This window comes from Frigoribacterium sp. VKM Ac-2530, assembly GCF_015350835.1.
Lineage (GTDB): Bacteria > Actinomycetota > Actinomycetes > Actinomycetales > Microbacteriaceae > Frigoribacterium.
On record NZ_JADKSE010000002.1, the window covers coordinates 1,416,751 to 1,441,236 of the forward strand.

21 protein-coding genes are annotated in these 24,486 nt (G+C 74.6%); 10 read left to right on the forward strand and 11 right to left on the reverse strand.

Features of this window, described 5'->3' with window-relative positions; all coding sequences use genetic code 11:
• Positions 1-3 precede the first annotated feature (3 nt).
• The 5 genes from ITJ48_RS15685 to ITJ48_RS15705 are packed head-to-tail and all read right to left on the reverse strand — an operon-like array spanning position 4 to position 5,576.
• Positions 4-1,392, reverse strand: coding sequence for a right-handed parallel beta-helix repeat-containing protein (locus ITJ48_RS15685; RefSeq protein WP_194614356.1), 1,389 nt, complete (start codon positions 1,390-1,392; stop codon positions 4-6).
• Positions 1,389-2,960 carry a hypothetical protein gene (locus tag ITJ48_RS15690; protein WP_194614357.1) on the reverse strand — a complete coding sequence of 524 codons (1,572 nt, stop codon included), beginning with the start codon at positions 2,958-2,960 and terminating at the stop codon, positions 1,389-1,391. The genes ITJ48_RS15685 and ITJ48_RS15690 overlap by 4 nt, the downstream gene beginning before the upstream one ends.
• Positions 2,957-4,279, reverse strand: a complete 1,323-nt coding sequence (locus ITJ48_RS15695) for a glycosyltransferase family 4 protein (RefSeq protein ID WP_194614358.1) — start codon at positions 4,277-4,279, stop codon at positions 2,957-2,959. The genes ITJ48_RS15690 and ITJ48_RS15695 overlap by 4 nt, the downstream gene beginning before the upstream one ends.
• Positions 4,276-4,899, reverse strand: a complete 624-nt coding sequence (locus ITJ48_RS15700; protein ID WP_194614359.1) for a NeuD/PglB/VioB family sugar acetyltransferase — start codon at positions 4,897-4,899, stop codon at positions 4,276-4,278. The genes ITJ48_RS15695 and ITJ48_RS15700 overlap by 4 nt, the downstream gene beginning before the upstream one ends.
• Positions 4,896-5,576: a sugar transferase gene (locus tag ITJ48_RS15705; protein WP_370544958.1), complete on the reverse strand. Its 681-nt coding sequence runs from the start codon at positions 5,574-5,576 to the stop codon at positions 4,896-4,898. The genes ITJ48_RS15700 and ITJ48_RS15705 overlap by 4 nt, the downstream gene beginning before the upstream one ends.
• A gap of 127 nt (positions 5,577-5,703) precedes the next feature.
• Between ITJ48_RS15705 and ITJ48_RS15710 the strand changes: the two genes are divergently transcribed.
• From ITJ48_RS15710 to ITJ48_RS15735, 6 genes are read left to right on the forward strand one after another with little or no spacing between them, the layout of a single operon-like run.
• Positions 5,704-6,345 carry an acyltransferase gene (locus tag ITJ48_RS15710; protein ID WP_194614361.1) on the forward strand — a complete coding sequence of 214 codons (642 nt, stop codon included), beginning with the start codon at positions 5,704-5,706 and terminating at the stop codon, positions 6,343-6,345.
• Entirely contained in the window at positions 6,342-7,469 is a 1,128-nt protein-coding gene (locus ITJ48_RS15715; protein WP_194614362.1) for a DegT/DnrJ/EryC1/StrS aminotransferase family protein, read from the forward strand. Before ITJ48_RS15710 ends, ITJ48_RS15715 begins: the two co-directional genes overlap by 4 nt.
• Complete coding sequence (locus ITJ48_RS15720) at positions 7,466-8,533, forward strand: Gfo/Idh/MocA family protein (protein WP_194614363.1); 1,068 nt, start codon at positions 7,466-7,468, stop codon at positions 8,531-8,533. The genes ITJ48_RS15715 and ITJ48_RS15720 overlap by 4 nt, the downstream gene beginning before the upstream one ends.
• On the forward strand, positions 8,530-9,936 hold the full coding sequence (locus tag ITJ48_RS15725; protein ID WP_194614364.1) for a nucleotide sugar dehydrogenase: 1,407 nt from the start codon (positions 8,530-8,532) through the stop codon (positions 9,934-9,936). The genes ITJ48_RS15720 and ITJ48_RS15725 overlap by 4 nt, the downstream gene beginning before the upstream one ends.
• Positions 9,933-11,297, forward strand: coding sequence for an oligosaccharide flippase family protein (locus ITJ48_RS15730; protein ID WP_194614365.1), 1,365 nt, complete (start codon positions 9,933-9,935; stop codon positions 11,295-11,297). Before ITJ48_RS15725 ends, ITJ48_RS15730 begins: the two co-directional genes overlap by 4 nt.
• Positions 11,294-11,914 (forward strand): phosphoribosylanthranilate isomerase, encoded by a 621-nt coding sequence (locus ITJ48_RS15735; protein ID WP_194614366.1) that lies wholly within the window; start codon positions 11,294-11,296, stop codon positions 11,912-11,914. The genes ITJ48_RS15730 and ITJ48_RS15735 overlap by 4 nt, the downstream gene beginning before the upstream one ends.
• Here the strand turns inward: ITJ48_RS15735 and ITJ48_RS15740 are convergent.
• Positions 11,911-12,963 (reverse strand): low specificity L-threonine aldolase, encoded by a 1,053-nt coding sequence (locus tag ITJ48_RS15740; protein ID WP_370544959.1) that lies wholly within the window; start codon positions 12,961-12,963, stop codon positions 11,911-11,913. The genes ITJ48_RS15735 and ITJ48_RS15740 overlap by 4 nt on opposite strands.
• Positions 12,964-13,053: 90 nt before the next feature.
• On the opposite strand from ITJ48_RS15740, the gene ITJ48_RS15745 reads away from it, so the two are divergent.
• Positions 13,054-13,974 carry an AEC family transporter gene (locus tag ITJ48_RS15745; RefSeq protein ID WP_194614368.1) on the forward strand — a complete coding sequence of 307 codons (921 nt, stop codon included), beginning with the start codon at positions 13,054-13,056 and terminating at the stop codon, positions 13,972-13,974.
• A 4-nt stretch (positions 13,975-13,978) separates the two neighbouring features.
• Here ITJ48_RS15745 and ITJ48_RS15750 read toward each other — a convergent pair whose 3' ends face one another.
• The 3 genes from ITJ48_RS15750 to ITJ48_RS15760 form a co-directional block, all read right to left on the reverse strand.
• Positions 13,979-15,124 carry an aminotransferase class I/II-fold pyridoxal phosphate-dependent enzyme gene (locus tag ITJ48_RS15750; RefSeq protein ID WP_194614369.1) on the reverse strand — a complete coding sequence of 382 codons (1,146 nt, stop codon included), beginning with the start codon at positions 15,122-15,124 and terminating at the stop codon, positions 13,979-13,981.
• Positions 15,125-15,214: 90 nt separating this feature from the next.
• Entirely contained in the window at positions 15,215-17,149 is a 1,935-nt protein-coding gene (locus ITJ48_RS15755) for a nucleoside-diphosphate sugar epimerase/dehydratase (protein ID WP_228506940.1), read from the reverse strand.
• 76 nt (positions 17,150-17,225) lie between these two features.
• Positions 17,226-18,062 (reverse strand): exodeoxyribonuclease III, encoded by an 837-nt coding sequence (locus ITJ48_RS15760; RefSeq protein ID WP_194614370.1) that lies wholly within the window; start codon positions 18,060-18,062, stop codon positions 17,226-17,228.
• A 68-nt stretch (positions 18,063-18,130) separates the two neighbouring features.
• Here ITJ48_RS15760 and pyrE point away from each other — a divergent pair, with 68 nt between their 5' ends.
• On the forward strand, positions 18,131-18,682 hold the full coding sequence (gene pyrE / locus ITJ48_RS15765) for an orotate phosphoribosyltransferase (protein ID WP_123548607.1): 552 nt from the start codon (positions 18,131-18,133) through the stop codon (positions 18,680-18,682).
• A complete protein-coding gene (locus ITJ48_RS16820; protein WP_194614371.1) occupies positions 18,679-21,522 on the forward strand; it encodes a septum formation family protein in 2,844 nt (947 codons plus the stop codon). Before pyrE ends, ITJ48_RS16820 begins: the two co-directional genes overlap by 4 nt.
• Here the strand turns inward: ITJ48_RS16820 and ITJ48_RS15775 are convergent.
• Positions 21,519-22,331 carry an HAD-IIA family hydrolase gene (locus ITJ48_RS15775; RefSeq protein ID WP_123548538.1) on the reverse strand — a complete coding sequence of 271 codons (813 nt, stop codon included), beginning with the start codon at positions 22,329-22,331 and terminating at the stop codon, positions 21,519-21,521. The two genes, ITJ48_RS16820 and ITJ48_RS15775, sit on opposite strands and share 4 nt — an antisense overlap.
• Before the next feature lie 97 nt (positions 22,332-22,428).
• Here ITJ48_RS15775 and ITJ48_RS15780 point away from each other — a divergent pair, with 97 nt between their 5' ends.
• Positions 22,429-23,118 (forward strand): RNA methyltransferase, encoded by a 690-nt coding sequence (locus ITJ48_RS15780; protein ID WP_194614372.1) that lies wholly within the window; start codon positions 22,429-22,431, stop codon positions 23,116-23,118.
• Positions 23,119-23,177: 59 nt separating this feature from the next.
• On the opposite strand, the gene ITJ48_RS15785 is transcribed toward ITJ48_RS15780, so the two are convergent.
• Positions 23,178-24,335 (reverse strand): glycosyltransferase, encoded by a 1,158-nt coding sequence (locus ITJ48_RS15785; protein ID WP_194614373.1) that lies wholly within the window; start codon positions 24,333-24,335, stop codon positions 23,178-23,180.
• Positions 24,336-24,486: the final 151 nt, after the last annotated feature.

Below are 24,486 nucleotides of genomic sequence, written 5' to 3' on the forward strand. Positions count from 1 at the left end.
CCCTCAGGCCCCGTCGGCCCAGCGGTGCACCGTCGCGCCCTTGTTCCACACCGCGAGGTCGGTCTGTGACCAGTCGTTGGCGAGCAGGTCCACGGAGTTGCCCGCGTTGGCCACGGCCACGCCCCTGAGCGGACCGGTGGTCCGTCCGGCGTCTCCCTCGCCCCCGGTGCGCTCGACCCGGGTGGCGGAGATCGTGGCCGTGTTCGACGCGCTGCGGACCTCGACGGCCGACACCGCGCCTCCTGCGGTCGTGGACACGAGGTCGGTGACCCGGGTGCGCGTCACCGTCGCCGCGTCGTTCGAGTGGTAGAGCAGCACCCCGCGGTCCACGCAGCCCTCGAGCGCGTTGTCGCTCAGGACCACGTGACGAGTCAGGTACAGGACGATGCCGGCCTCGCCCGCGCCGCCTCCGTGCCCTCGCACGGTGTTGCCCGTGACGAAGCCGGAGGCGCGCTCCCCGAGGTCGCCGACCGTCGTGCCCGCCCCCTTCAGGACGATGCCGGCCCCCGACGCGCGCAGCGACGTGCGCTCGACCACGTTGCCCGAGACGACGACGTCGAGCGGGGCGTGCGCGTAGGCACGAGTCGTCTCGTCCCGGCACGGGACGACGGCGATCCCGACGCGGCAGTCGCGCACCGTGTTGTCGCGCACGACGACGTCCTCGCCGGCGTGCGTGTCGATGCCCTCCCACAGCGGGACGTCGGTCACGGTGTTCCGCTCGATGCAGAGTCGGGACGAGCGCGGCGTCGTGCTGAGCGGCAGCGTGTCGTCGCGCGTCGCGATGATGCCGTAGCTGTTCACGAAGGGGGAGGGCTGCCGCACGCCGGAGACGGTGCAGCCACGGACCGCGCCGTCCGTGCACGAGAGCAGCAGGACGCCGGCGTAGCCGACGTCCTCGACGGCGACGGACTGGACGACGAGGCCGGAGACGTGCGCGGCTCGGACGCCGTCGTGGCTCAGCCCGCTCAGGCGGCCGCCGACGATGCGGACGTCGTCGAGCGGTCGCGCCGGGGTGCCGACCACGTCGACGCCACGGCCGGCGCCGGAGCTGCCGCCGCCCCGCCCGCGGACGACGGCGTCGACGACGGCGACCCCGGACGCCGTGATCCGGATCACGCTGATGTCGGCGTCCGTGCTCAGCTGCCCCTCGCCGGTGAAGCGCAGCGTGGCGGGCGACGCGACCTCGAGCGGCACGCTGAGCACCCACGGTCGCGTGATCACCAGCTCGCCGCCCGCCGGCACCTCGTCGAGCGCGGCCTGGAGGTCCGGGGCGCCGACGTCGTCCCGGGAGGAGGTGCACGGACCCGCGCTCGCGGCCGGGCCGGCCGCAGCGGCGGAGGAGGCGCGGCCCGACGAGCCGAGGGCCGTGGCCGCGGCGACGGCTCCCGTCACGAGGAGGGCGCGACGCCCCAGGGGTGCGGGGCGGCCAGCGGGTCGGGGCTTCCGTACATGAGGCATGCATGCACTATACGTGATGTTCCCGTGGTCGCGGCGGCGACGGCAGGAGGGGGAGCCGGGGCCGCCCCGTCGGCTTCCTCGGCGGCCACATCGGCGGAGCCGGGCGGCCCCCAGCCCGTGCGGGGCGCCAGCGCCAGCACGAGCGCCCCGATCACGAGCCCGTGGGAGAGCATGGCCGTCGGCAGCGAGGTGTTCGAGAGGGTGATGCTCGGCATCACCATGACCATCGCCCCGACGGCGAGGGGCAGGCCGCGGGACACGTGGTCGACGACCCGGAGGAAGAGCAGCAGCGCGACACCCGTCCCGACGACGCCGGGGACGCCGAAGTTCGCGAACCCGTCGGCGAACAGGTTGGCGTTCGCGGCGAGGGCCCCGCCCGGCTGCAGGTACTGGCCCACCTCAAGCGGGATCGATCGGTCGTACGGGTAGTCGACCCACCAGCGCAGCACCGACTGGCCGAGCATGGCCGGCGGGTTGTCGCCGAAGAAGTCGACGTAGACGCTGGTCAGCACGCCGGGGGTGATGAGGAACCTGCGCGTGAAGAGCGAGGTCCAGACCAGTCCGCCCTGCAGCTCGTCGGCCATCGCGGCCGCCGCCATGAGCGCGACGGGCGCGGCGAGCCAGGCCGCACGGACGGCAGCTTTCCGCCGGCGGAGCAGCCCGGTGGCGAGGGAGACCGCGAGGACGGCCGGGAACGAGAACAGGATGGTCTTGAAGCCCGTGCCCGAGTAGAGGACGAGCTGGCCGAGCACGCCGAGGACGACCAGCGGCACGTTGCGCCGCGACAGCCCCCGCGCGATCACGAGCGTGTTGACCACGTTCGCCTGGCCGCTGAGCAGGTAGCCGAGCGCTCCCGAGCCCGCGAGCACCTCCTCCTTGTAGGCCGCCCGCACGTCGTAGACGTCGTCGAGGGCCACGAGGTGCAGGGAGAGCCCCGTCGTCGCCGCCATCAGGCCGTACGTGAGGGCGGAGTGCACGCCGCAGACGACCCAGGCGAGCGTGCCGGGGCGGAGGCGTCGACGGGTCGTGGGCGACGTCGTGGGCGACGCCGCGCGACCGGTGGGCGAGCGCTCGTCCTCGGCGTCGGCGACCCGGGCCGCCCGGCCGTCGAGCAGGGGCGTGCCCACGGTCGCGACGGCGAACCCCGCACCGACGGCGAGCGTGGCGAGGACGGCGTCCGCGCCCCGGACGTAGCCCGTGTAGGCGACCATCAGCATGGCCGGCGCGACGGCGACGACGAAGAGCACGAGCAGGACGACGTGCGAGACGCGCGACGGACGAGGAGGCAGGGTGAGGGCGACCAGGCACGTCGTGCCCGCCGTCGCGAGCGTCGTCTGCAGCGTCGCGGCCCGGTAGGTGAAGCCCGCGTACGCGAACGGCTCGGTCACGAGGTGCAGGTAGACCCAGTGCAGAGAGAGCGCGTAGGCGGCGGTCACGAGCACGGTCAAGCCGCCCCGGGCGAGCAGCGCGCCGGCCGCGCGGCGGGCCTCGTCGCGCGTCACGGTCGCCGCCCGTCGGACGGTGCGGCACGGCCCGGTGCGGATCGGCCCGACGCCGACGTCACGGCGGCGTCGTCCAGCCCCGCCGCGAACCGGGCGGCGAGCACGTCGTAGTCGTAGTGCTCGAGGACGTGGCGGCGCCCGCGCTCGCCCATCGCCGTCCGTTCGTCCGGCGTCAGGGCGGCGAGGGCGAGCATCGCCCCGGCGAGGGCCTCGACGTCGTCGCCGGGCACTCGGACGCCGGCCCCCGCGTCCGTGACCGGGTCCGAGTCGACGCTCGCCCCCAGCACGACCGGCTTGCCCAGCAGCAGGTACTCGAAGAACTTGTTGAGCGAGGTGCCGTGCCGGTAGAGGTCGAGCGGCTGCAGGTTCGCCACGAGGCAGTCGGCGGCGCGGCCCAGCTGGCGGGCCCTGCCCTGGCTCACGTGGCCCTCGAAGACCACGCGGTCGGCGTGCAGGCACAGGGCTGCCCTGGCGATGAGCTCGGCGCGCTGCGACCCGGTGCCGACGAGGCGCAGCACGAGGCGCTCGCCGCCGGGCGACCGGGAGGCGCGGTCGAACGCCTCGACGACCGCGCCGAGCGCGTTGGCCGGGCCCATGGAGCCGAGGTAGGCGATCTCGAAGGTGTCGGTGTCGGTGTCGGTGTCGGTGCCGGGCCGGGCGTGCTCCGTGGTCGTCCCCGGCGCGTCGCGGTCGGCCGAGACGCCGTTCGGAACCCAGAGGAACGGTGCGTGCAGGCCTCGGTCGGCGAGGTAGCGGCCGGCGCCCTCGAGCGGCGAGACGACGAGGGCCGCCTGCGCGACCGCGCGGCGCTGCAGGGACTCGAGGAGGCGCGTCACCGGGTGCCGACGACTGAGCACGCCGAACTGCACCAGCGTCTCGGGCCAGAGGTCACGAGGCTCGTAGACGAAGGGCACGCCGTGCCGTCGGGCCAGGCGGGCTCCTGCCCAGGCGGCCAGGGGGTGCACCGAGCTGCCGACGACGAGGTCGGGTGCAGGCAGGCCGCGCAGCGCGCCGGGCAGGAGCACCAGCGCCGTGAAGACGAGCACGTCGAGGGCGCGGAGCACGCGGAGGCGGTCGTAGCCGACACCGCGCAGCCAGACGAACTCGTGTGCCGGCCCCCGCCAGCGCGCCCGGAGCCGGCCCGGCCCGAACGTCTGGCGGCCCGAGGGGTGGTCGGTGCTGGCCGCGACGACGACGGCGCGCCAGCCCGAGGCGCCGAGGCGCCGGGCGAGCTGTTCGTGACGACCGCTGCGGCCGTCGCGCTCCGCGTTCGTGGCGTGGTGGTTGACGATCCACGCCGTCCTGTCGACGGTGCTCATCGGGCGGGCACCCCGCGGACGACGACACTCTCGGCCACGTCGCGGACGACGCAGGCCGAGGCGCCGACGACGCTGTCGGCGCCGACGGACAGGCCCTGGAGCACGACGGCGCCGGCGCCCACGAGCACGCCCCGGCCGATCCGGACGGAGCCGGAGACGAGGGCGCCGGGGTTGACGCTCACGAAGTCGGCCAGCTCGGCGTCGTGCCCGATCGTCGCGCCGGGGCCGACGTGCACGTGCGAGCCGGCCCGGACCCCGGTGGACACGAGCGCCCCCGCGCAGACGACCGAGCCCGGGCCGACGTGGCTGTCGGAGCCGACCGTGGCGGCGGGGTGGACGAGGGCGGCTGCGCGGCCCGGCGCGGCGGCGAGGCGTCCCGTCAGCCGTCGCCGCACCTCCGGCGCCCCGATCCCGACGACCCACGGCGTCGTCCCGTCGTGGGCGAGCCAGGAGTCGACCGACCCGAGGAACGGCACGTCGAGCCGGGCGAGCCGGCCCAGGTCGACGACGGAGGCGCGGTCGTCGACCACGCCGACGACGCGGACCCCGGCGGCACGGGCCACGTCCACGGTCTCGCGGCCCATGCCGCCGGCGCCGACGACGACCACCTCGCGCGTCACGCGGCGGCTCCGGGGGCGTCCGTCGCCGGGGCAGGGCGCGTGCCCCGGAACGGCGCGCAGCTGACGTCGCCCGCGTCGGTCACGCCGGTGCGCCGCAGCACGGTGCCGACCGTGCGCACCAGGATGCGCAGGTCGAGGCGCAGGGAGGCGCGGTCGACGTACTCGACGTCGAGCCGGAGGCGCTCCTCCCACGAGAGGGCGTTGCGGCCGGCCACCTGGGCCAGGCCCGTCAGGCCGGGACGGACGTCGTGGCGTCGCGCCTGCTTCGCGTCGTAGAGGGAGAGGTACGCGGGCAGCAGCGGCCGCGGGCCGACGAGGCTGAGGTCGCCGCGCAGCACGCCGACGAGGCTCGGGAGCTCGTCGAGGCTCGAGGCCCGGAGCACCCGGCCGAGGCGCGTGAGGCGGTCGGCGTCCGTCGTGCGGCCGGCTCGGGGGTCGACGTCGTGCATCGTCCGGAACTTCACGAGGGTGAACAGTTCGCCGCCCCGGCCGGGGCGCGACTGACGGAACAGCACGGGACGGCCCAGGCGGAGGGCGACGGCGAGCGCGACGCCGGCGAGGACGGGGGAGGCGACGAGCAGCACGGTGCCCGCCACGACGACGTCGCCGGCTCGCTTGGCCGCGGCGGCGACGGGGCCGGGGCGAGTGGGGTTCCTGGGGCGGTCGGGACGGGTCACGGGTGGCTCCTCAGGGTTCGGTGTGTGAAATGTCAGACGAATATCACAGGAATGCACAGGGCCTGGAGCGCTGGAATATTCAGGACAGATGTCGTATTCTACCGACACATCCCGATCCGGAGGCGCCATGACGAACGTTCCGACCCCACCCGTCCACCACGGCCACCCGGCCCCCGACGGCAGCGCCGTCGTCGAGCACAGCGCCGACGTCGACCCGCGAGCGGTCCTCGGCACCGGCACCCGCGTCTGGCACCTGGCGCAGGTGAGGGAGCACGCGGTCGTCGGCGACGACTGCGTCGTCGGCCGGGCGGCCTACGTGGGCCCCGGTGTCGAGGTCGGCCGACGCTCCAAGATCCAGAACGCCGCCCTCGTCTACGAACCCGCCGTGCTCGGCGAGGGCGTCTTCGTGGGGCCGGGCGCCGTGCTCACGAACGACCTGCGCCCCCGCGCCGTCACCCCCGACGGCAGCCCCAAGCGTGCCGACGACTGGACGGCCGTCGGCGTCGTCGTCCGCGACGGGGCTTCGGTGGGCGCCCGGGCCGTCTGCGTCGCGCCGGTGACCCTCGGTCGCTGGTCGATGGTCGCCGCCGGCGCCGTCGTGGTCGCCGACGTGCCCGACCACGCCCTCGTGGCAGGGGTCCCCGCACGTCAGATCGGCTGGGTCGGCCCCGCCGGCGCCCGCCTCGTCGCCGACGGCGACGCGCTCGTCTGCCCCCTCACCGGCGCCCGGTGGCGCCTCGAGAACGACACCCTCCTGGAGGAACGATGACCAGCACCGCCAGCACGACCCCCACGACCACCCGCTCTGCCGCCTTCATCCCGGCGGCCCGGCCCCTGATCGGCGACGGGGAGCGACGCGCCGTCGACGCCGTCATGGCCTCCGGCATGCTCGCCCAGGGCCCAGAGGTCGCGGCCTTCGAGGCCGAGTTCGGCGAGGCGCTCGTCGACGGCCGTGCCGTCGTCGCGGTGAACTCCGGCACGTCGGCCCTGCACCTGGGGCTCCTCGCCGCCGGGATCGGCCCCGGTGACGAGGTCGTCGTCCCCTCCTTCACCTTCGCCGCCACGGCGAACGCCGTCGCCCTCGTGGGCGCCGTGGCCGTCTTCGCCGACGTCGACCCGGTCTCGTTCTGCCTCGACGCCGACTCCGTGCGGGGGGCGCTCACCTCGCGCACCCGGGCCGTGCTGCCCGTCCACCTCTACGGCCACCCGGCCGACATGACCGCGCTGGGCGCGCTCGCCCTCGAGCACGACCTGCTCGTCCTCGAGGACGCGGCCCAGGCCCACGGTGCCACCTGGGGCGGTGCGCCCGTCGGCACCTTCGGCGTCGCGGGCGCCTTCAGCCTCTACCCGACCAAGAACATGACCGCCGGCGAGGGCGGCATGATCTCGGTGGGCGACGCGGAGCACGAGCGCCTCCTCCGCCTCCTCCGCAACCAGGGCATGGAACGCCGCTACGAGAACGAGGTCGTGGGCTTCAACGTCCGCATGACCGACCTGCACGCCGCCATCGGTCGGGTCCAGCTGCGCAAGCTCGCCGCCTGGACCGAGCGCCGACGCGACTCCGCCGCCCGGCTCTCGGCGGGGATCTCGTCGGTGACGACGCCGGTCACTGCGCCGGAGGCGACGCACGTGTTCCACCAGTACACGGTCCGCGTGGCCGACGACCGCGACGGCTTCGCGCGCGCGCTCGAGGTCGAGCACGGCATCGGCACCGGCGTCTACTACCCGACGCCCGTGCACCGGCTGCCGTCGTTCCGGTCCGAGGTCGACCTGCCCGAGACCGAGGCCGCCGCCCGCGAGGCGCTCTCGCTGCCCGTCCACCCGTCCGTGACCGACGACGAGCTCGACCGCATCGTCGAGGCCGTCGAGCGCGTCGCGGGGGCCGGCCGATGACCGCGGCACGGGTCAGGACCGGGCTGGTCGGGCTCGGCATGATGGGGCGCCACCACGCGCGCGTGCTGCGCGGCGTCGAGGGAGTCGACCTGATCGGCGTCGCCGACGCGTGCGGCGACCCGCACGGCGTGGCCGGCGACCTGCCGCTCGTCGGCAGCGTGGCCGAGCTCATCGCGCTCGGCATCGACGCAGCCGTCGTCGCGGTGCCCACCGCCCACCACGAGGCCGTCGGCCTCGAGCTCGCCGCCGCAGGCGTCCACGCCCTCGTCGAGAAGCCCGTCGCACACGACGTCCCGGCGGGCCTGCGGCTCGCCGAGGCCTTCGAGAGCCGGGGCCTGGTCGGGGCGGTGGGCCACATCGAGCGCTACAACCCGGCGCTGCAGTCGCTCCGCAGCCGCCTCGAGAACGGCGACGCCGGCGACGTCTACCAGATCGCCACGCGCCGGCAGGGTCCCTTCCCGGCCCGCATCGCGGACGTCGGGGTCGTGAAGGACCTGGCGACGCACGACATCGACCTCACCGCCTGGCTCGCCCGCAGCTGGTTCGACATCGTCTACGGACAGGCCGCCCACAAGAGCGGCAGGCCCCACGAGGACCTCGTCGCCTTCTCCGGCCGGCTCGCCGACGGCACCGTGACCAGCCACCTCGTGAACTGGCTCTCGCCCTTCAAGGAGAGGCTCACGGTGGTGACGGGCTCGCGGGGCTCGTTCGTCGCCGACACCCTGAACGCCGATCTGTCCTTCTACGAGAACGGCACCGTGACGACCTCGTGGGACGCGGTCTCGGCTTTCCGCGGCGTCGCCGAGGGGTCGATGACCCGGTTCGCGCTCGAGAAGCGCGAGCCCCTCCTCGTCGAGCACGAGGCGTTCCGCGACGCGGTGCTCGGCGTCGACGCCACGCGCGTCGTCACCCTCCGTGACGGGCTCGCCACGCTGCGCGTCGCGGAGGCGGCCATCGAGTCCGCCCGCACCGGCCGGGCAGTCGACCCGCGACTCCTCGCCCGCTCCTCCGACGACGCCCTCCCCGCCCTCCGCATCCCGACCCTGAGCAGGACCACCTCATGAAGATCACCGTCATCGGTCTCGGCAAGATCGGCCTGCCCCTCGCGGCCCAGTACGCCTCCTCCGGCCACACGGTCACCGGCGTCGACCTCTCGCACCGCGTCGTCGACGCGGTGAACGCCGCCGTCGAGCCGTTCCCCGGCGAGCACGACCTCGCGCGACGACTCGGGGAGCTCGTCCCCTCGGGTGCGCTCCGTGCGACGACCGAGTACGCGGACGCGGTGCCCGGCGCGGACGCGGTGGTCGTCGTCGTGCCGTTGGTCGTCGACGACGAGGCGCGTCCCGACTTCGACTGGTTGGACGCGGCCACCGCCTCCCTCGCGGCGACTCTCACCCCGGGGACGCTCGTCGCCTACGAGACGACGCTCCCGATCGGCACGACGCGGACCCGCTGGGCGCCTGCGCTCGAGGCGGGCAGCGGGCTCCGCGAGGGGGCCGACTTCCACGTCGTCTTCTCGCCGGAGCGCGTGCTGACCGGGCGGGTCTTCGCCGACCTGCGTCGCTACCCCAAGCTGGTCGGGGCGCTCTCCCCGGCGGGTGCGTCCTGCGCGACGGAGTTCTACGAGAGCGTGCTGCAGTTCGACGAGCGGGACGACCTGCCCCGGCCGAACGGCGTGTGGGACCTCGGCTCGGCCGAGGCCGCCGAGCTGGCGAAGCTCGCGGAGACGACCTACCGCGACGTCAACATCGCCCTGGCGAACGAGTTCGCGCGCTTCTCCGAGGCCGTCGGGGTCGACGTCGCCGAGGTGATCGCGGCCTGCAACTCCCAGCCCTACAGCCACATCCACCAGCCCGGGATCGCCGTCGGCGGCCACTGCATCCCCGTCTACCCGCGGCTGTACCTCTGGAACGACCCCGACGCCTCGACCGTCCGGGCGGCGCGCGCGCGGAACGCGTCGATGCCGTCGCACGCCGTCGGCCTGCTCCGCCGGGTGCACGGCCGTCTGGCCGATCAGACCGTCGTGGTCCTCGGCGCCGCCTATCGCGGCGGCGTCAAGGAGACCGCGTTCTCCGGCGTCTTCGACACGGTGAGCGTGCTGCAGGAGGCCGGGGCCCGCGTCCTGGTGCACGACCCGCTCTACAGCGACGCCGAGCTCGCGGCCCTCGGCCTCGACGCGCACCACCGCGGAGAGCCCGCGGACGCCGTCGTGGTCCAGGCCGACCACGACGAGTACCGGGACTGGACGGAGAACGACGTGCCGGGGGTGCGTTCGGTCCTCGACGGGCGCCGCGTGCTCGACACGACGGCATGGCCCAGCGTCGTCGTGGCGCGGATCGGCGACGGGACCGTGCTCACGCCGGTCGAGGGCGCGGCCGCCGGTGCCGATCTCCGCCTGCCCGACGACGTGCCGGAGCACGGCCGCGACGTCGTGGCGGCGACCCGGTTCGCCGACACGTCGGCGTGACCGGAGTCGTCGACCCCGACGGCGTCCCGACCGCCGGTCGTCCGAGGGCGCTCCACGGCGGCGCACCCGGTCGTGCCCTCGCACGCCAGCTCCGCCGGCCCGCGGCTCGCGTCCTCGTCGGGAGCCTCCTCGGTCAGGGCCTGGTGCTCGCCGCCTCCCCCCTGATCACGCGCCTCTACTCGCCGGGCGATCTCGGCGCCCTGGCGGTGGTGACCGCGCTGGCGACCATCGTCGGCGCCGTCGCCCCGACGGGGTGGGATCGAGCCGTCGCCGTGCCCCGGGGCGAGACGGCGGCGCGCCTCCTCGTCGTCCTGGCCGTGTCGTCCGTGCTCGTGGTGGGCGTCCTGGCGACGCTCGCCAGCTGGGCGTGGCGGCACGACCTCGCCCGCCTGACCGGGACGCCCGCTCTCGTCGCCCTCTGGTGGGCGGTGCCGCTGACGATCGTCGTCGTGGCGCTCCAGCGCGTGGCGACCGCCTGGCTGGCGCGCCGCCGCGACTACGGAGCGCTGACCCGGCGGTCGGTGCTGCAGGGCGTCGGCCAGCTCGCCTGCACGCTCGGGCTCGCGCCGCTCGGGGGCCCTGCGGGGCTCGTCCTCAGCGTGGCGGCGGGACGGGCCGCCTCCCTGCTCGGGTCGACCGGGTCGCGACGACCGCCAGACGGCCTCCGGTCGCGCAGGCAGCCGTCCCGGCGGCTCGCCGGCGCCGTCGCCCGGCGGTTCCGGAGGTTCCCGCTCGTGGCGACCTGGTCCGGCCTGCTGAACGTCGCCGGCCAGCAGGCGCCTCTCCTGCTGCTGGCCGCGCTGCACGGCTCCGCCGCGCTGGGGGCGCTCGCCCTCACGATGCGCGTGCTCGGCGCACCGGTCGGCATGGTCGCCGACGCGGTCGGGCTCCAGGTCGAGGGCCAGCTGGGCGCTCTCGCGCGGGCGAGGCGCGGTGGGCTCGCGGCCGGCCTCCGGCGGACGCTCGTGCCGCTGGCGGCACTCGGCGCCGTCGCGCTGGTGGGCACCGTCGTGCTCGCCCCGTCCGTCTTCCCGGTCGTGTTCGGGGCGGAGTGGGCCGGGGCCGGCGTCGCCGCAGTGGTGCTCGCGCCCGCCTTCGCGACGCAGGTGGTGGTGTCGCCGCTGTCGCGCCTCCTGCCGCTGCTCGAGCAGCAGGGCACGCAACTCGTCTGGGACGCGTCGCGGATGGTGGCGACCGTCGGCGCGATCGGCGTCGGCTCCCTGCTCTCGCCCGGGGACCCGACGGCGTCGGTGGTCGCCTGGTCGGCGGCGTCCGTGGTCAGCTACCTGGTGCTGCTGGCGCTGGTGGTGCGGTCGGTGCGTCGGGCGGACGCCTCCGTCGCAGGCAGACTGGGCGCATGAGCACCTGGATCAAGATCTGCGGCCTGTCGACTCCCGAGACGGTCGACGCGGCCGTCGCCGCCGGTGCCGACGCCGTCGGGTTCGTCTTCGCGGCGGGCAGCCCCCGCACGGTCGACGTCGCGACGGCGAGCGCGCTGCGCGAGCGGGTGCCCGAGGGGGTCGAGGCCGTCGGCGTCTTCCGCGGACAGCCGATGTCCGAGGTGGTCGCCACGGCCCGCGCCGCCGGCCTCACCTCCGTGCAGCTGCACGGCGACGAGAGCCCCGCGGACGTCGCCGAGGCGCACGCGGCCGGGCTGCGCGTCGTCCGCGCCGTGAGCGCGCAGGCCTGGGCCGCCGAGGACGAGGAGGCGCGCGCCGCCTACCGCGAGGACGTCCTGCTCCTCGACGCCGTCGACCCCGGTGCCGGTCAGGTGCTCGACCCTGCGCTGCTGTCCGAGACGGCGCCCGCCGGACCGTGGGTGCTCGCCGGGGGACTGTCGCCCGACAACGTCGCGGCGTCCGTCCGCCTGCTGAGGCCGACCGGGGTGGACGTCAGCTCGGGCGTCGAGTCCTCGCGCGGGGTGAAGAGCCCCGACGCGATCACCCGGTTCGTCGACGCGGTGCGCTCCGCCGACTAGAGCCGGCCCAGCGCCTCGACGACGTCGGCGACCAGGGCGTCGACGTGCTGCTCGGTCGTGTCGAACGAGCACATCAGGCGCACCTCGCCCGTGGGCCGGTCCCAGTCGTAGAAGTGGTGCACCTCGCGGATCTCCTCGACGATCCCGCGGGGCAGCACGACGAACACGGCGTTGGCGTCGACCGGCTGCGTGATCGTCACGCCCTCGAGCGGCGCCAGGCCGTCGCGGAGCCGCCGTGCCATCCCGTTCGCGTGCTCGGCCGACCGCGACCAGAGGTCGTCCTCGAGCAACGCCAGGAACTGGGCCGAGACGAACCGCATCTTGGAGGCCAGCTGGGCGTCTGACTTGCGGAGGAAGGTGATGCCCTCGCGCGCCTCCTCGGTGAACGTCAGCACTGACTCGCCCAGCAGCAGGCCGTTCTTCGTGCCGCCGAACGACACGGAGTCGACGCCGGAGGCACGGGTGAGGTCGCGCAGCGACGCCCCGGTCGACGCCGCTGCGTTCGCGAGCCGTGCGCCGTCGAGGTGCACCTGCATGCCGAGCGCGTGGGCGTGGTCGCTCACCGCCCGGATCTCGTCGACCGAGTAGACGGTGCCGAGCTCCGTGCTCTGGGTGATCGAGACCGCGAGCGGCTGCGGGCGCTGCTGGTCTCCCCAGCCGTGTGCCTGCCGGTCGATCAGCTCGGGGGTGAGCTTGCCGTCGGGCGTGGGGACGGTGAGCAGCTTGAGGCCGCCGAGCCGCTCGGGCGCGCCGCCCTCGTCGGTGTAGATGTGCGCGGTCGCCGCGCAGATGACGGCGCCCCACCGCGGCGTGAGCGCCTGCAGCGCCGCGACGTTCGCGCCGGTGCCCGTGAGCACGGGGTCGATCGCCGCGCCCTCGCCGAACAGGTCGACGATCACCTCGCCGAGCCTCCGCGTGTAGGGGTCGGCGCCGTAGGACGGGACGTGGCCGCCGTTCGCGTCGGCCAGGGCGGCCAGCACCTCGGGGTGCACGCCGGCGTAGTTGTCGGAGGCGAAGGTGTGGGCGGCAGGGTCGTGCAGTCTGGTCACGCCTCCATCCTCCCGCACCGGGGTCGCGGCGAGGTCGCCGCGCTCGTCCTGCCGGACACGTGTCGCTCGGACGTCCGTCATGATGGGGCCATGGGCGGAGTGCTGATCGGATTCGGGATCATCGGGGTGATCATCGCCGCGGGCTGGGTCGTCGGACGGATCGACCTGCTGGGGCCGACCGGCCACCAGGTGCTCTCGCGCCTCGTCTTCTTCGTGCTCACGCCGTGCCTGCTCTTCTCGACCATCTCGCGCGCCGACGTGCACGTGCTCTTCTCGGACCTGCTCGTCGTGTCGGCCCTCGCGTCGCTGGCGGCCGCCGTGGTGAGCGTCCTCGTGCTCCGTCTCGTGCTGCGCCGCACGGCGGCGGAGACGACGATCGGCACGATGGGCGGCGCGTACGTGAACGCGAACAACATCGGGCTGCCCGTGGCCACCTACGTGCTCGGCAGCGCCACCTTCGTCGCGCCGGTGCTGCTCTACCAGCTGCTGGTCATCACGCCGATCGTGCTGTCCGTCATGGACACGGTGACGAACCGAGGGGGCAGCCTGGGGCGGGCCGTGCTGCGGCCGTTCACGAACCCGCTGCTGATCGGCTCCGTGCTGGGGGTGCTCGTCGCCGTGCTCGACGTCGAGATCCCGGACCCGGTCATGCAGCCGTTGTTGCTCGTGGGGGGCGCGGCCGTGCCCGTGGTGCTGCTCTCGTTCGGCATGTCGCTCTCGGGCTCACGACCCCTGCAGGCGCGGGAGGGCCGTGCCGACATCGCGCTCGCCACCGCGTTGAAGCTCGTGCTCATGCCGGTCGTGGCCTGGCTGCTCGGCGCCTTCGTGTTCGACCTCGACCACGACCAGCTCTTCGTCGCAGTCGTGCTCGCGGGGCTGCCGAGCGCCCAGAACGTCTTCAACTACGCGCAGCGCTACCGCACCGGGGTCGTCGTGGCCCGGGACACGGTGCTCCTGACGACGATCGGGTCCGTCCCCGTGCTGGTGCTGGCCGCCGCCCTGCTGAAGTAGGCCCTCAGGCCGACACGAGGGAGGTGCCCCGCACGCACCCGACGATCGCCGCCGCCACGCGGTCGCGCTGCGCCTCACTCATGCCCGAGCCGCTCGGCAGCGTCACGGTCGTGGCGAAGATCTCCTCGGCGGCGCCGGAGAGGGTGGCCCCGCGCTCGCGGAAGACCGGCTGGAGGTGCAGGGGCTTCCAGATCGGCCGGCTCTCGACGCGGGCGGCGGTGAGGGCGTGCTGCAGCTCGGCGCTCGCCACGGGGCCGGCAGGGTCGAGGCGGACGGCGGTCAGCCAGCAGTTGTCGCCGGCGTCGTCGTCGCCGCCCAGGATCTCGATGCCGGGAAGCTCGGCGACGAGCTCGCGATAGGCCTCGCGGTGTCGTCGTCGCCGGGCCATCATCTCGTCGAGCCGGCCGAGCTGAGCGCGGCCGAGGGCCGCGAGGACGTTGCTGAGACGGTAGTTGTAGCCGACGTCGACGTGCTCGTAGTGCGCGACCGGCTGACGGGCCTGGGCAGCGAGGTACCGGGCGCGCGTCGCGAGCTCGACGTCGTCCGTGAGCAGCATGCCGCCGCCCGACGTCGTCATGATCTTGTTGCCGTTGAACGACACGATCGCGGCGTCCCCGAACGAACCGGCCGCGCGCCCGTGCCGGGTGGCGCCCAGCGACTCGGCGGCGTCGGCCAGGACGGGAACGCCGTGTCTCCTGGCGACCGCGAGCACCGCGTCGTAGTCGACCGCCTTGCCGAGCAGGTCGACGGGAAGCACGGCTGCGACACGTCGGCCCTGGGCCGAGACGTCGCGGAAGGCCTGCTCGAGCAGCACCGGGCAGATGTTCCCCGTGACGGGGTCGCAGTCGACGAAGTGCGGCTCGGCGCCGGTGTAGACGACCGCGTTGGCGGTCGCCGCGAACGTCATCGTGGCGGTGAGCACGACGTCGCCGGGCCCGACCCCCAGGCCGAGCAGGGCGAGGTGCAGGGCCGCCGTCCCCGAGGACAGCGCCACGGCGGCGCGGACGCCGACCCGGTCGGCCATCTCGCGCTCGAAGGCGTCGAGGTCGGGACCGACGGGAGCGATCCAGCCGGAGGAGAGGGCACGCGCGACCGCGGCGGCCTCGGCCGGACCGGTGTCGGGCGGGGAGAGCAGGACGTCGTGGAGCACGGGGACCTCTCGGGCTGTCGTGGCGGGTCGGCCAGGGCGGGCAGGGCAGGCGGGGACGGGTGCGGGCGGTCGGGACGCAGGCGGCCCGGGTCAGGCGACGCGCAGGACCGCCGGCGCGTAGAGAGCCGGCTCGAGCTCGGCCGGGGAGAGCGGCGGCACGGTGGTGTGGGAGATGGACGGGTGGGTCGGGCGCTCGTCGTGCTCACCGTCGCCGACGAGTTCCTCGTGCAGTTTCTCGCCGGGGCGCAGGCCGGTGAAGACGATCTCGACGTCCCTGCCGGAGAGGTCGATGAGCCGGCGAGCGATGTCGAGGATCTTGACCGGCTCGCCCATGTCGAGGATGAGGACTTCTCCCGGGCGGCCGATGCCGCCTGCCTGGACGACGAGGTGACAGGCCTCGGGGATCGTCATGAAGTAGCGGGTGGCCTCGGGGTCGGTCACGGTGAGCGGCAGCCCGGCCTCGATCAGCCCCTGGAAGAGCGGCAGCATCGACCCACGGCTGCCGAGCACGTTGCCGAACCGGACCGAGAGGTAGCGGCTGCCGGTGGCCCTGGCGGCGTCGGCCGTGAGGCGCTCGGCGAGGCGCTTGGAACGGCCGAGGGCGCTCGAGGCGTTCGCCGCCTTGTCTGTCGAGACGTTGACGAAGGTCTCGACGCCGACGGCCTGAGCGGCGCGGAGCACGTTCAGGGTGCCGAGCACGTTGGTCTTCCAGCCCTCGGCCGGGTACTGCTCGAGCATGGGCAGGTGCTTGAGCGCGGCGGCGTGGAAGACGACCTGCGGGCGGCGTGCGACGAACACGGCCTCGATCGCTGCGGCGTCGCGGATGTCGGCGAGCACGACGTCGTCCGTGTCGAGCAGGCCGTGCCCGGCGATGCTGACCTGGACGCCCTGCAGCGCGGTCTCGTCGCGGTCGAGCATGATCAGCTCGGCCGGCGCCAGCGCGGCGATCTGGCGGCACAGCTCGCTGCCGATCGAGCCGCCTGCGCCGGTGACGAGGACGCGGGCGCCCCGCAGGTAGGAGGCGGCGGCCTCGAGGTCCAGGTCGAGGGGACGCCGACCGATGATGTCCTCTGCGGTGACCTGGCGCAGGTCGCTCACCCGCTGTCCGTCTCGGAGCATCTCGGTCACCGTCGGGATGACGAGGAGGCTGAGCCCCGCCCGGGCCGCCTCGACCCGCAGGTGCTGGACGAGCTCGGCGGGCGGGGAGGCGACGGCGATGACCAGCACGCTCGCCCCTGTCCGTCGGGCGACCTCGGCGACGTCGTGTCGGGTGCCCAGCACCGGCACGGACCGGACGCTCAGGCGACGGAGGCGCTCGTCGTCGTCGAGCAGGGCCACGGGCAGCCAGGGGGAGCGGCGATCGCGGAGCATGGTGGCGACGAACGACGCGCTGGCCTGGCCGGCGCCGAAGACGACGGTGCGCGCGGCACCGGCGGCGGGCCGCTCGGCCCGCTCGCGCAGGCCCCTGGCGGCCGCCCGCCCGCCGCCCGTCAGGAGGAAGGCGACGACGGTCGCCGCCAGCGGCGTGCCCACGCCGAGGGGGGACGGCACCAACGACGGGAGGGCGTCGGGGCTCGTGACGACGGTGGCCGCGGCGAGGACGGCGCCCACGAGGAGGACCACGCCGAGCAGGAGACGCGCCTCGTCGAGGCTGCCGCGCGGGTGCCGCCGGCGGTAGAGGCCGGTCGCGGCGCCCACGGTGAGCTGCGACGCGGCGGCGAGGACGGTGAGGCCGAGGAGGGAGGAGGCCTCGGGGACGGTGAGGTGCAGGTCGGTCGCCAGCAGGGCGCCCGCGGCGACGGCAGGCAGCCAGGCGAGGGCGTCCGCCACGGGGACGACGACCGCCTTGTGGCTCGTCAACGCCGCGGTGGTGGCGACTCGGAGCGGACGGAGGCGCGAGGCTAGGCCGGAGGGGCGGGGCGTCGGGATGCTGACCATGACTTCTTTCGTCGAGCGCTCGATGATTTCAATATCAGATTCTAGATGAACAACATCGACCCCACAAGGTAGCGGTCCGGCTGACATCCGATACTGGAATATCATGACGAAAAGGGAACAGAAAACCGGGCGGCCCTCGAGGGGCAGCCCGGCTCCTGCGGCGTCAGAAGATCATGGGCCGATCGTCGTCGAGCTCGGTGTCGAGCTCGAGGTCGACCACGACGGGGACGTGGTCGCTCGGGGCGTCGCCCTTGCGCTCGTCGCGGTGGATCGACGCGTCGGTGACGAGGTCGGCGAACGGCGCCGAGCCCATGATGAAGTCGATCCGCATGCCCTCGTTCTTCGGGAAGCGGAGCTGCTTGTAGTCCCAGTACGTGTAGCCCTCGGGCAGACGCGGGCGCACGACGTCGGTCAGGCCGACGCGCTCGAAGGCGGCGAAGGCGTCGCGCTCGGGCTGGCTGACGTGGGTGTGGCCCTCGAAGACCGAGACGTCCCACACGTCGGTGTCGAGCGGGGCGACGTTCCAGTCGCCCATCAGCGCGAGCGGCTGGTCGGGCCGCTCGGCGATCCAGGCCTCCGTCTCGGCGGCGAGGGCGGCGAGCCAGTCGAGCTTGTAGTCGTAGTGCGGGTCGCCCAGCTCGCGGCCGTTCGGCACGTAGAGCGACCACAGGCGGACGCCCTGGACCGTCACGCCGATCGCCCGCGCCTCCTTGGGCTGGTCGGGCCCCTCCTGCCCCTTGGCGAAGCCGGGCTGGGTCGGGAACGTGATCGTGACGTCGTCCATCGGCAGGCGGCTCACGAAGGCGACGCCGTTCCACTGGCTGAGGCCGTGCAGCTCGACCTCGTAGCCCGCCTCGCGGAACGCGTCGAACGGGAACTGCTCGGGCTTGCACTTGATCTCCTGCAGGCCCACGACGTCGACGTCCTCCCGCACCAGCCAGTCGACCACTCGCCCGACTCGGGCACGGACGGAGTTGACGTTCCAGGTCGCGACGCGCATGCCGACCACGCTACCGGCAGGAGGCGGACCCGGCCTGGGCGGAGCCTCCTGCCCTACCATTGGTCACCGTGACCGACGCACGCACGCAGCTCATCGACTACATCCGCTCCGAGGCCGTCTTCCACGGCGACTTCACGCTCACGAGCGGCAAGAAGGCGAGCTACTACATCGACCTGCGGAAGGTCAGCCTCGACCACCGCGTCGCCCCCCTGATCGGGCAGGTCATGGTCGACCTCATCACCGAGGTGCCTGACGTGTTCGCGGTGGGCGGCCTGACGATGGGCGCCGACCCGATCGCCTCCGCCGTGCTGCACCAGGGAGTGGCGATGGGGCGCGACTACGACGCCTTCGTCGTCCGCAAGGAGCCCAAGGACCACGGTCGCGGCAAGCAGGTCGAGGGCCCCGACCTCGAGGGCAAGCGGGTCGTCGTCCTCGAGGACACCTCCACCACCGGGGGCTCGCCCCTCGCCGCGGCGAAGGCGCTGGAGGCGGTGGGCGCGGTGATCGCGGCCGTGGCCGTCGTCGTCGACCGCAGCACCGGGGCCCGCGAGGTCATCGAGGCCGCCGGCTACCCCTACTACGCGGCCATCGGGCTGGACGACCTCGGGCTGCAGCCGTGAACGACGCGCGCGACGGCCGCGGGCCGGACGGCGAGGACACGGAGGCGGGCCGCGAGCCGGCCGCCGACACGTCGGGCCTCGACGCGGGCGACTGGCTCGCGGCGCAGTTCGCCGACGACGACGTGGTCGATGACGGTGACGCCGACGACGATGGCGTGGTCGATGACGACGCTGTCGACGATGACGACGCCGTGGTCGATGACGACGACGTGGTCGAACCCGGTCTGCGGACGGCGGCGACGCCGATCTCGGCCGAGACCGTCCGCTCCGCGCCGTTCACGGTGCCGCCTGCCCCCACCGCCGAGTCCGAGGTCGTGAAGAGCTCGGGCCACCCGATGGCGCTCGACCTCTCGGCGCTCGCCGGGACGGTGCCGCCGCCCTCGCCGACCGAGCCGACGTCGTCCGCCGAACCGACGTCGTCCGCCGACGGGGTAGACGAGCACGAGGCCGACCCCGTCTCGGACGAGAGCGTCCGGTCGGAGGCCGTCGCGCCTCCTCGCTACGAGGTCCCGCCGGCGGTCGCGCCGCGTCCTGCGCCGGTGCCGCCCGCCGCGGTGCCGCCCGCCGACCCGTCGGCCGCGGTGGCCGGCGACGAGCCCGACACCTCGGACGGGGTCTCGGCCGAGGAGACCGAGGCCGACCCTGCGCCGCGGGACGAGCCCGGCCCCTTCACCGCCCTGATCACGCCTCCCGTCGCTCCGCAGCCCGTCTTCCCGTCGTCCTTCGACTGGAGCACCCCGGCGGCGCCCGACGACCGGGCCGAGGACCCGGACCCGGACCCGGACCCGGACGGAGGGTCCCGGGACGACGGCGACCTGCCGCCCGCCGCGGGCGAGGACGCCGAGGAGGCGCCCGTCCCGTCGGCCGACGCGTCCGACGACGCGCAGACGCGCGCGTTCGACCTCCCGGTTGCCGGGGTCCCTGCTGCGGCTGCTGCGCCTGATCCGTCTGCGGACGCGTCCGCGCCGTTCGAGGCCGAGGCCGGAGCGGCCCCGGCCGGACCGGAGCCGACGGCCGCGCCGGAGCCCGAGCTCGCATCCGACCCCGAGCTCGAGGTTGCTTCCGAGCCTGAGGTCGAGTTCGCGCCCGAGGCTGAGTCCGCGACCGAGTCCGAGGCCGAGCTGCCCCGAGCCTCGACCGAGCCTGCGTCCGCGCCGGCGCCGGCAGTCGACCTGGTCGAGCCCGACTCCGAGTCCTCCGTCGAGCAGCCCGAGTCCGAGCCCTCGATCGGGCAGACCGAGACCGCGCCCGGGCTGGCCAGCGAGCCTGACCCCGCGTCCGAGCTGACAGGCGAGCCTGAGCCCGCGATCGAGCAGGCCGAGCCCGCGACCGAGCTCGCCTCGGAGCCCGAGCCCGAGCCCGAGCCCGAGCCCGAGTCGGGCACGGCCGAGTCCGTGCCCGCGGAGCCCTGGTGGATCGCCGAGCACCACGAGATGACCCGGCGAGAGCGCCGCGAGGCCGAGGCCGCCGGCGTCGTCGTGCCGCCTGCGGTGGCGGCGTCCCCGGACGCTGCGGCTGCTGCGGCGGCGGCCGCCGCTGCTGACGACGAGAGCGCTGCCGGGGCCCCCGCCGCGCCTCCTGCCGGCCTGCCCTCCGCCGCGCCGTCGGGAGCGGCTTCCGCGCCGTCGGCCGGCGAGCCGGAGCCCACGTTCACCGAGCTGCTGGGCATCGTGCGACCGTCGGGCGACGCGCGCGAGTCGCTGGAGGACACCCCCGGCGACCCGGCGGCCGACGCCGGTCGGAGCGACCTCGTCGATCCGGGGCCGCTGCCCGCGGGCGGGTCGTGGGCGCTGAGCGACGAGCTGGCCGCCGAGGGATCCGCCGCCGTGCGGGCCGAGGCCGCTGCCGAGGACGAGCTCGAGCGCGCCCGGCAGGACGAGGACCCGGCAGAGCCTGCCGACCTCGACGATCCCTTCGCCGCCCTCCAGGTCGAGACCGAGGAGGATGCTCCGGACGCCGCCACGGCGGCACTGCCCCTGGCGGGTGCTGGTGTGGCAGGTGCCGGTCCGGCAGGTGCCGGTGCGGCGGAGCCCGTCGCCGAGCGACCGCGCTCGGTGCCGCACGACGACTCCGAGCTGCCCGGGCTGAGCGTCGGGGGAGCGTCCGCGTCGACGCCGGCAGCCGCCTCCTCTGCTGCCCCGCCCCTCGTGCCCCGCGGCGGCCCGCCCGCGGCGTCCGCGCAGTCGGCGGCGTCGTCGCCGTCCGGCCAGGGGCGAGCATCGTCCGCGACGGGCTCGGGCGGCGGCATCGCGTCGTGGCCCCTCGGTCGCAAGGTGCTGCTCGGCGTCGCCGCGGCGCTCGTGGTCGTCCTCGCGCTCGTCGCGTTGTTCGTGCTCAGCCGGTCGCTCTTCGCCGGGACGCCGCAGCCGACCGAGGCCCCGGCCGCGGCGGCGGTCGCGACCCGCACGGTCACGGCGGCACCGGCCGAGATCGCCCAGGAGGCGGTGGCCGGGCCTCTCGCGACGGGCACGCACCCGTGGAGCGACCTGCAGGGCGGCGAGTGCTTCTCCGCCTTCGAGAACGCGTGGCAGCAGGACTACGAGGTCGTCGACTGCGGTCAGCCGCACGTCGCCCAGCTCGCCTCGATCGGCGCGCTCGACGCCGACCCGGCCGCGGCGTACCCGGGGAGCGACGCGCTGCAGTCGCAGATGTCGGTGCTCTGCACCGGGGCGAGCGCGCTCGACCTCGCGGCCGCCTCCACGTACCCCGACGCGCAGTTCAGCGCCAGCTGGCCGTCGACCGACGCGGAGTGGGCCGCCGGGGTCCGCTCGTTCTGGTGCTTCGTCGACCGCTCGGGCGGCGAGCCGATGACGACCAGCGTCGCGCCGGCCGCGGCCTAGAGCTCGCTCGGCACCGTGTCGGTCTCGAGCGGCTCGGCGCGGACGAGCTCGTGCACGCCGCTCAGCACCTCGTTCGGGCGGAACGGGTAGCGGTCGATCTCGGCCTGGTCGCTGATCCCGGTCATCACGAGGATCGTGTGCAGCCCCGCCTCGATGCCGGCGACGACGTCGGTGTCCATCCGGTCGCCGATCATCGCGGTGTTCTCGCTGTGCGCGCCGATGCGGTTCATCGCCGAGCGGAACATCATCGGGTTCGGCTTGCCGACGACGTAGGGCGACTTGTTCGTCGCGGCCGTGATCATCGCGGCGATGGCGCCCGTCGCGGGCATCGGGCCGTCGGCGCTCGGGCCGGTCGTGTCGGGGTTCGTGACGATGAAGCGGGCACCGCCGAGGATCAGCCGCACCGCCTTCGTGATCGCGTCGAACGAGTAGTTGCGGGTCTCGCCGACGACGACGTAGTCGGGGTCGGTCTCGGTCATGATGAAGCCCGCCTCGTGCAGCGCGGTCGTCATGCCGGCCTCGCCGATGACGAAGGCCGAGCCGCCGGGCATCTGCGAGCGGCAGAAGTCGGCGGTCGCGAGGGCGCTCGTCCAGATGCGCTCCTCGGGCACGTGCAGGCCCGAGGCGCGGAGCCGCGCGCTCAGGTCACGCGGCGTGAAGATCGAGTTGTTCGTCAGCACGAGGTACGGCGTGCCCTCGTCCTGCCACTGCTGGATCAGCGCCGCTGCGCCGGGCAGGGCCTGGTTCTCGTGCACCAGCACGCCGTCCATGTCGGTCAGCCAGCATTCGACCTCGTCGCGAGTACCCATGGGCACACCTTACTGAGCGGAGGTGGCCGCAGGAGGCGCACCGACGTGGACGCAGGAGGCGCGCTGCCGGTCGCCCTGCCGCCCTACGCTGGCCGTCGTGACCGACGAGCCCCGCGACCCCGAGCCCGACCCCGACCGCGATCCCGCAGGCCCCGTCGGCGCACCCGTCGCGGAGCCCGTCGTCGCGCACGGCGTCGGCCCGTGGCCCGGCGGCGAGTCGGCGTGGCCGACGGGCGACCGCTGGGACGAGGAGCTGCTGCGCGACGGCGACCGGCGCAACGTCGTCGACCGCTACCGGTACTGGTCGCTCGAGGCGATCGTGGCCGACCTCGACCTCGTCCGGCACCCGTTCCACGTGGCGATCGAGAACTGGCAGCACGACATGAACATCGGGTCGATCGTGCGGAGCGCGAACGCGTTCGCGGCCGAGGCGGTCCACATCGTCGGGCGCCGGCGCTGGAACAAGCGGGGTGCCATGGTGACCGACCGCTACCAGCACGTGCAGCACCATCCGGACGTCGCCTCCTTCGTGGCCTGGGCGCAGGAGGCGGGGCTCGTCGTCGTCGCGGTCGACAACGTCGACGGATCGGTGCCGCTCGAGACGACGGCGCTGCCCGAGCGCTGCGTGCTCGTGTTCGGGCAGGAGGGGCCGGGGCTCAGCCCGGAGGTGCTCGAGGCCGCCGAGCTGGTGGTCGAGATCTCGCAGTTCGGCTCCACCCGCAGCATCAACGCCTCCGCCGCGGGCGCCGTGGTCATGCACGAGTGGGTGCGGCAGCACCGGTTCTGACGGTCAGCAGCGCGGTCGGCGGCGCAGCGCGGCCGGCGCCCTCAGCGCCCTCGGCGCCCTCAGCGCCGCAGGGACCTGCGGAGCGCCTCCTCGTAGGCGTCGCAGACCGACTGCCAGGTGTAGGCGGCCTCGGCTCGTGCCGCCGCCGCCTCGCGCAGGCGCTGCTGCTCGGCGGGGTCGTCGAGCAGGGCGACGACCGCCTCCGCGATCGCCTCCGGCTGGGGCGGGACGAAGACGCCCGCGTCGGCGAGCACCTCGCGGTTGTAGACCGTGTCACGGGCGATCACCGGAGCGCCCGTGAACATGGCCTGCACGAGCGCGGGGTTGGTGCCGCCGACGCTGTGGCCGTGGAAGTACGCGCCGGCGTGCTGCCAGAGGGCGAACAGGCGGTCGTCGTCGCTGACGTGGCCGAGCCAGCGGACCCGGTCGTTCTCGGCGGCGAGGTCGCGGACCAGGTCGTCGAGCTCGCCGCCGTAGCCGGTCGAGCCCACGATCACGACGTCGTGGTCGACGGCGATGCGCCGTGCCGCCTCGACGAACTCGACGATCGAGTTCTCGGGCACGAAGCGGGCGACGACCAGGGCGTAGCCGCCGTGCGTCAGCCCGGGCTCGACGGGCAGCTCGCGCACGGGGTCGCCGCCGTAGGGGATGAAGGTGCCCTCGACGCCGAACTCGTCGCGCCAGCGCCGGACGATCTCGACGGCGTCGCAGACGAGAGCGTCGGCGAAGCGCGCGGAGGCGCGGGCCCCGAGCCTGAAGACGGTCTTGGCCGCCCGGCCCCACTTGGCCCGCTCCCACTCGATGCCGTCGACGTTGATGATCACGGGCACGCCGCGGAGCCGGAGCAGCGGCAGCCAGAACCCGTTCGCGACGTTCATCATCAGCACCGCGTCCGGTCGGCGCACGACGGCGTCGAGCACGGCCGTCAGCCCGTAGCTCAGGGTGCTCAGCGACCGGCTCTCGACCCCGCGGGTCGTGCGGGTGCGCACCCGGGGGTCGCGGGCGGGGTCGTCCTCGCGCACGGCGCCGTGCCTGCCGTAGACCGTGACGTCCCACCCGGCGTCCACGAGGGCCGGCGCGATCCGGCGGACGGCGGTCTCGAAGCCGCCGTAGTAGCTCGGGTAGCCGCGCGTGCCGATCACGGCCACGGAGGGCCTGCGGCCGTCGGGGGCCTCGCCGTCGAGGGCACCGGAGGAGGGGCGAGGGCGAGGCGACATGGACGTCCGTTCCGAGAGGGGGCGCGCGGCGCACCACGGTACCGCAGCCCCGCGCCGCGGCCGGGCTGGGCCCCGAGCGAGGGGGATGGTACAGGCGTGTCCCCAGGAGTGCGGACACGGTGAGGTGAAAGCCGGGGTGAATTGGGCGATC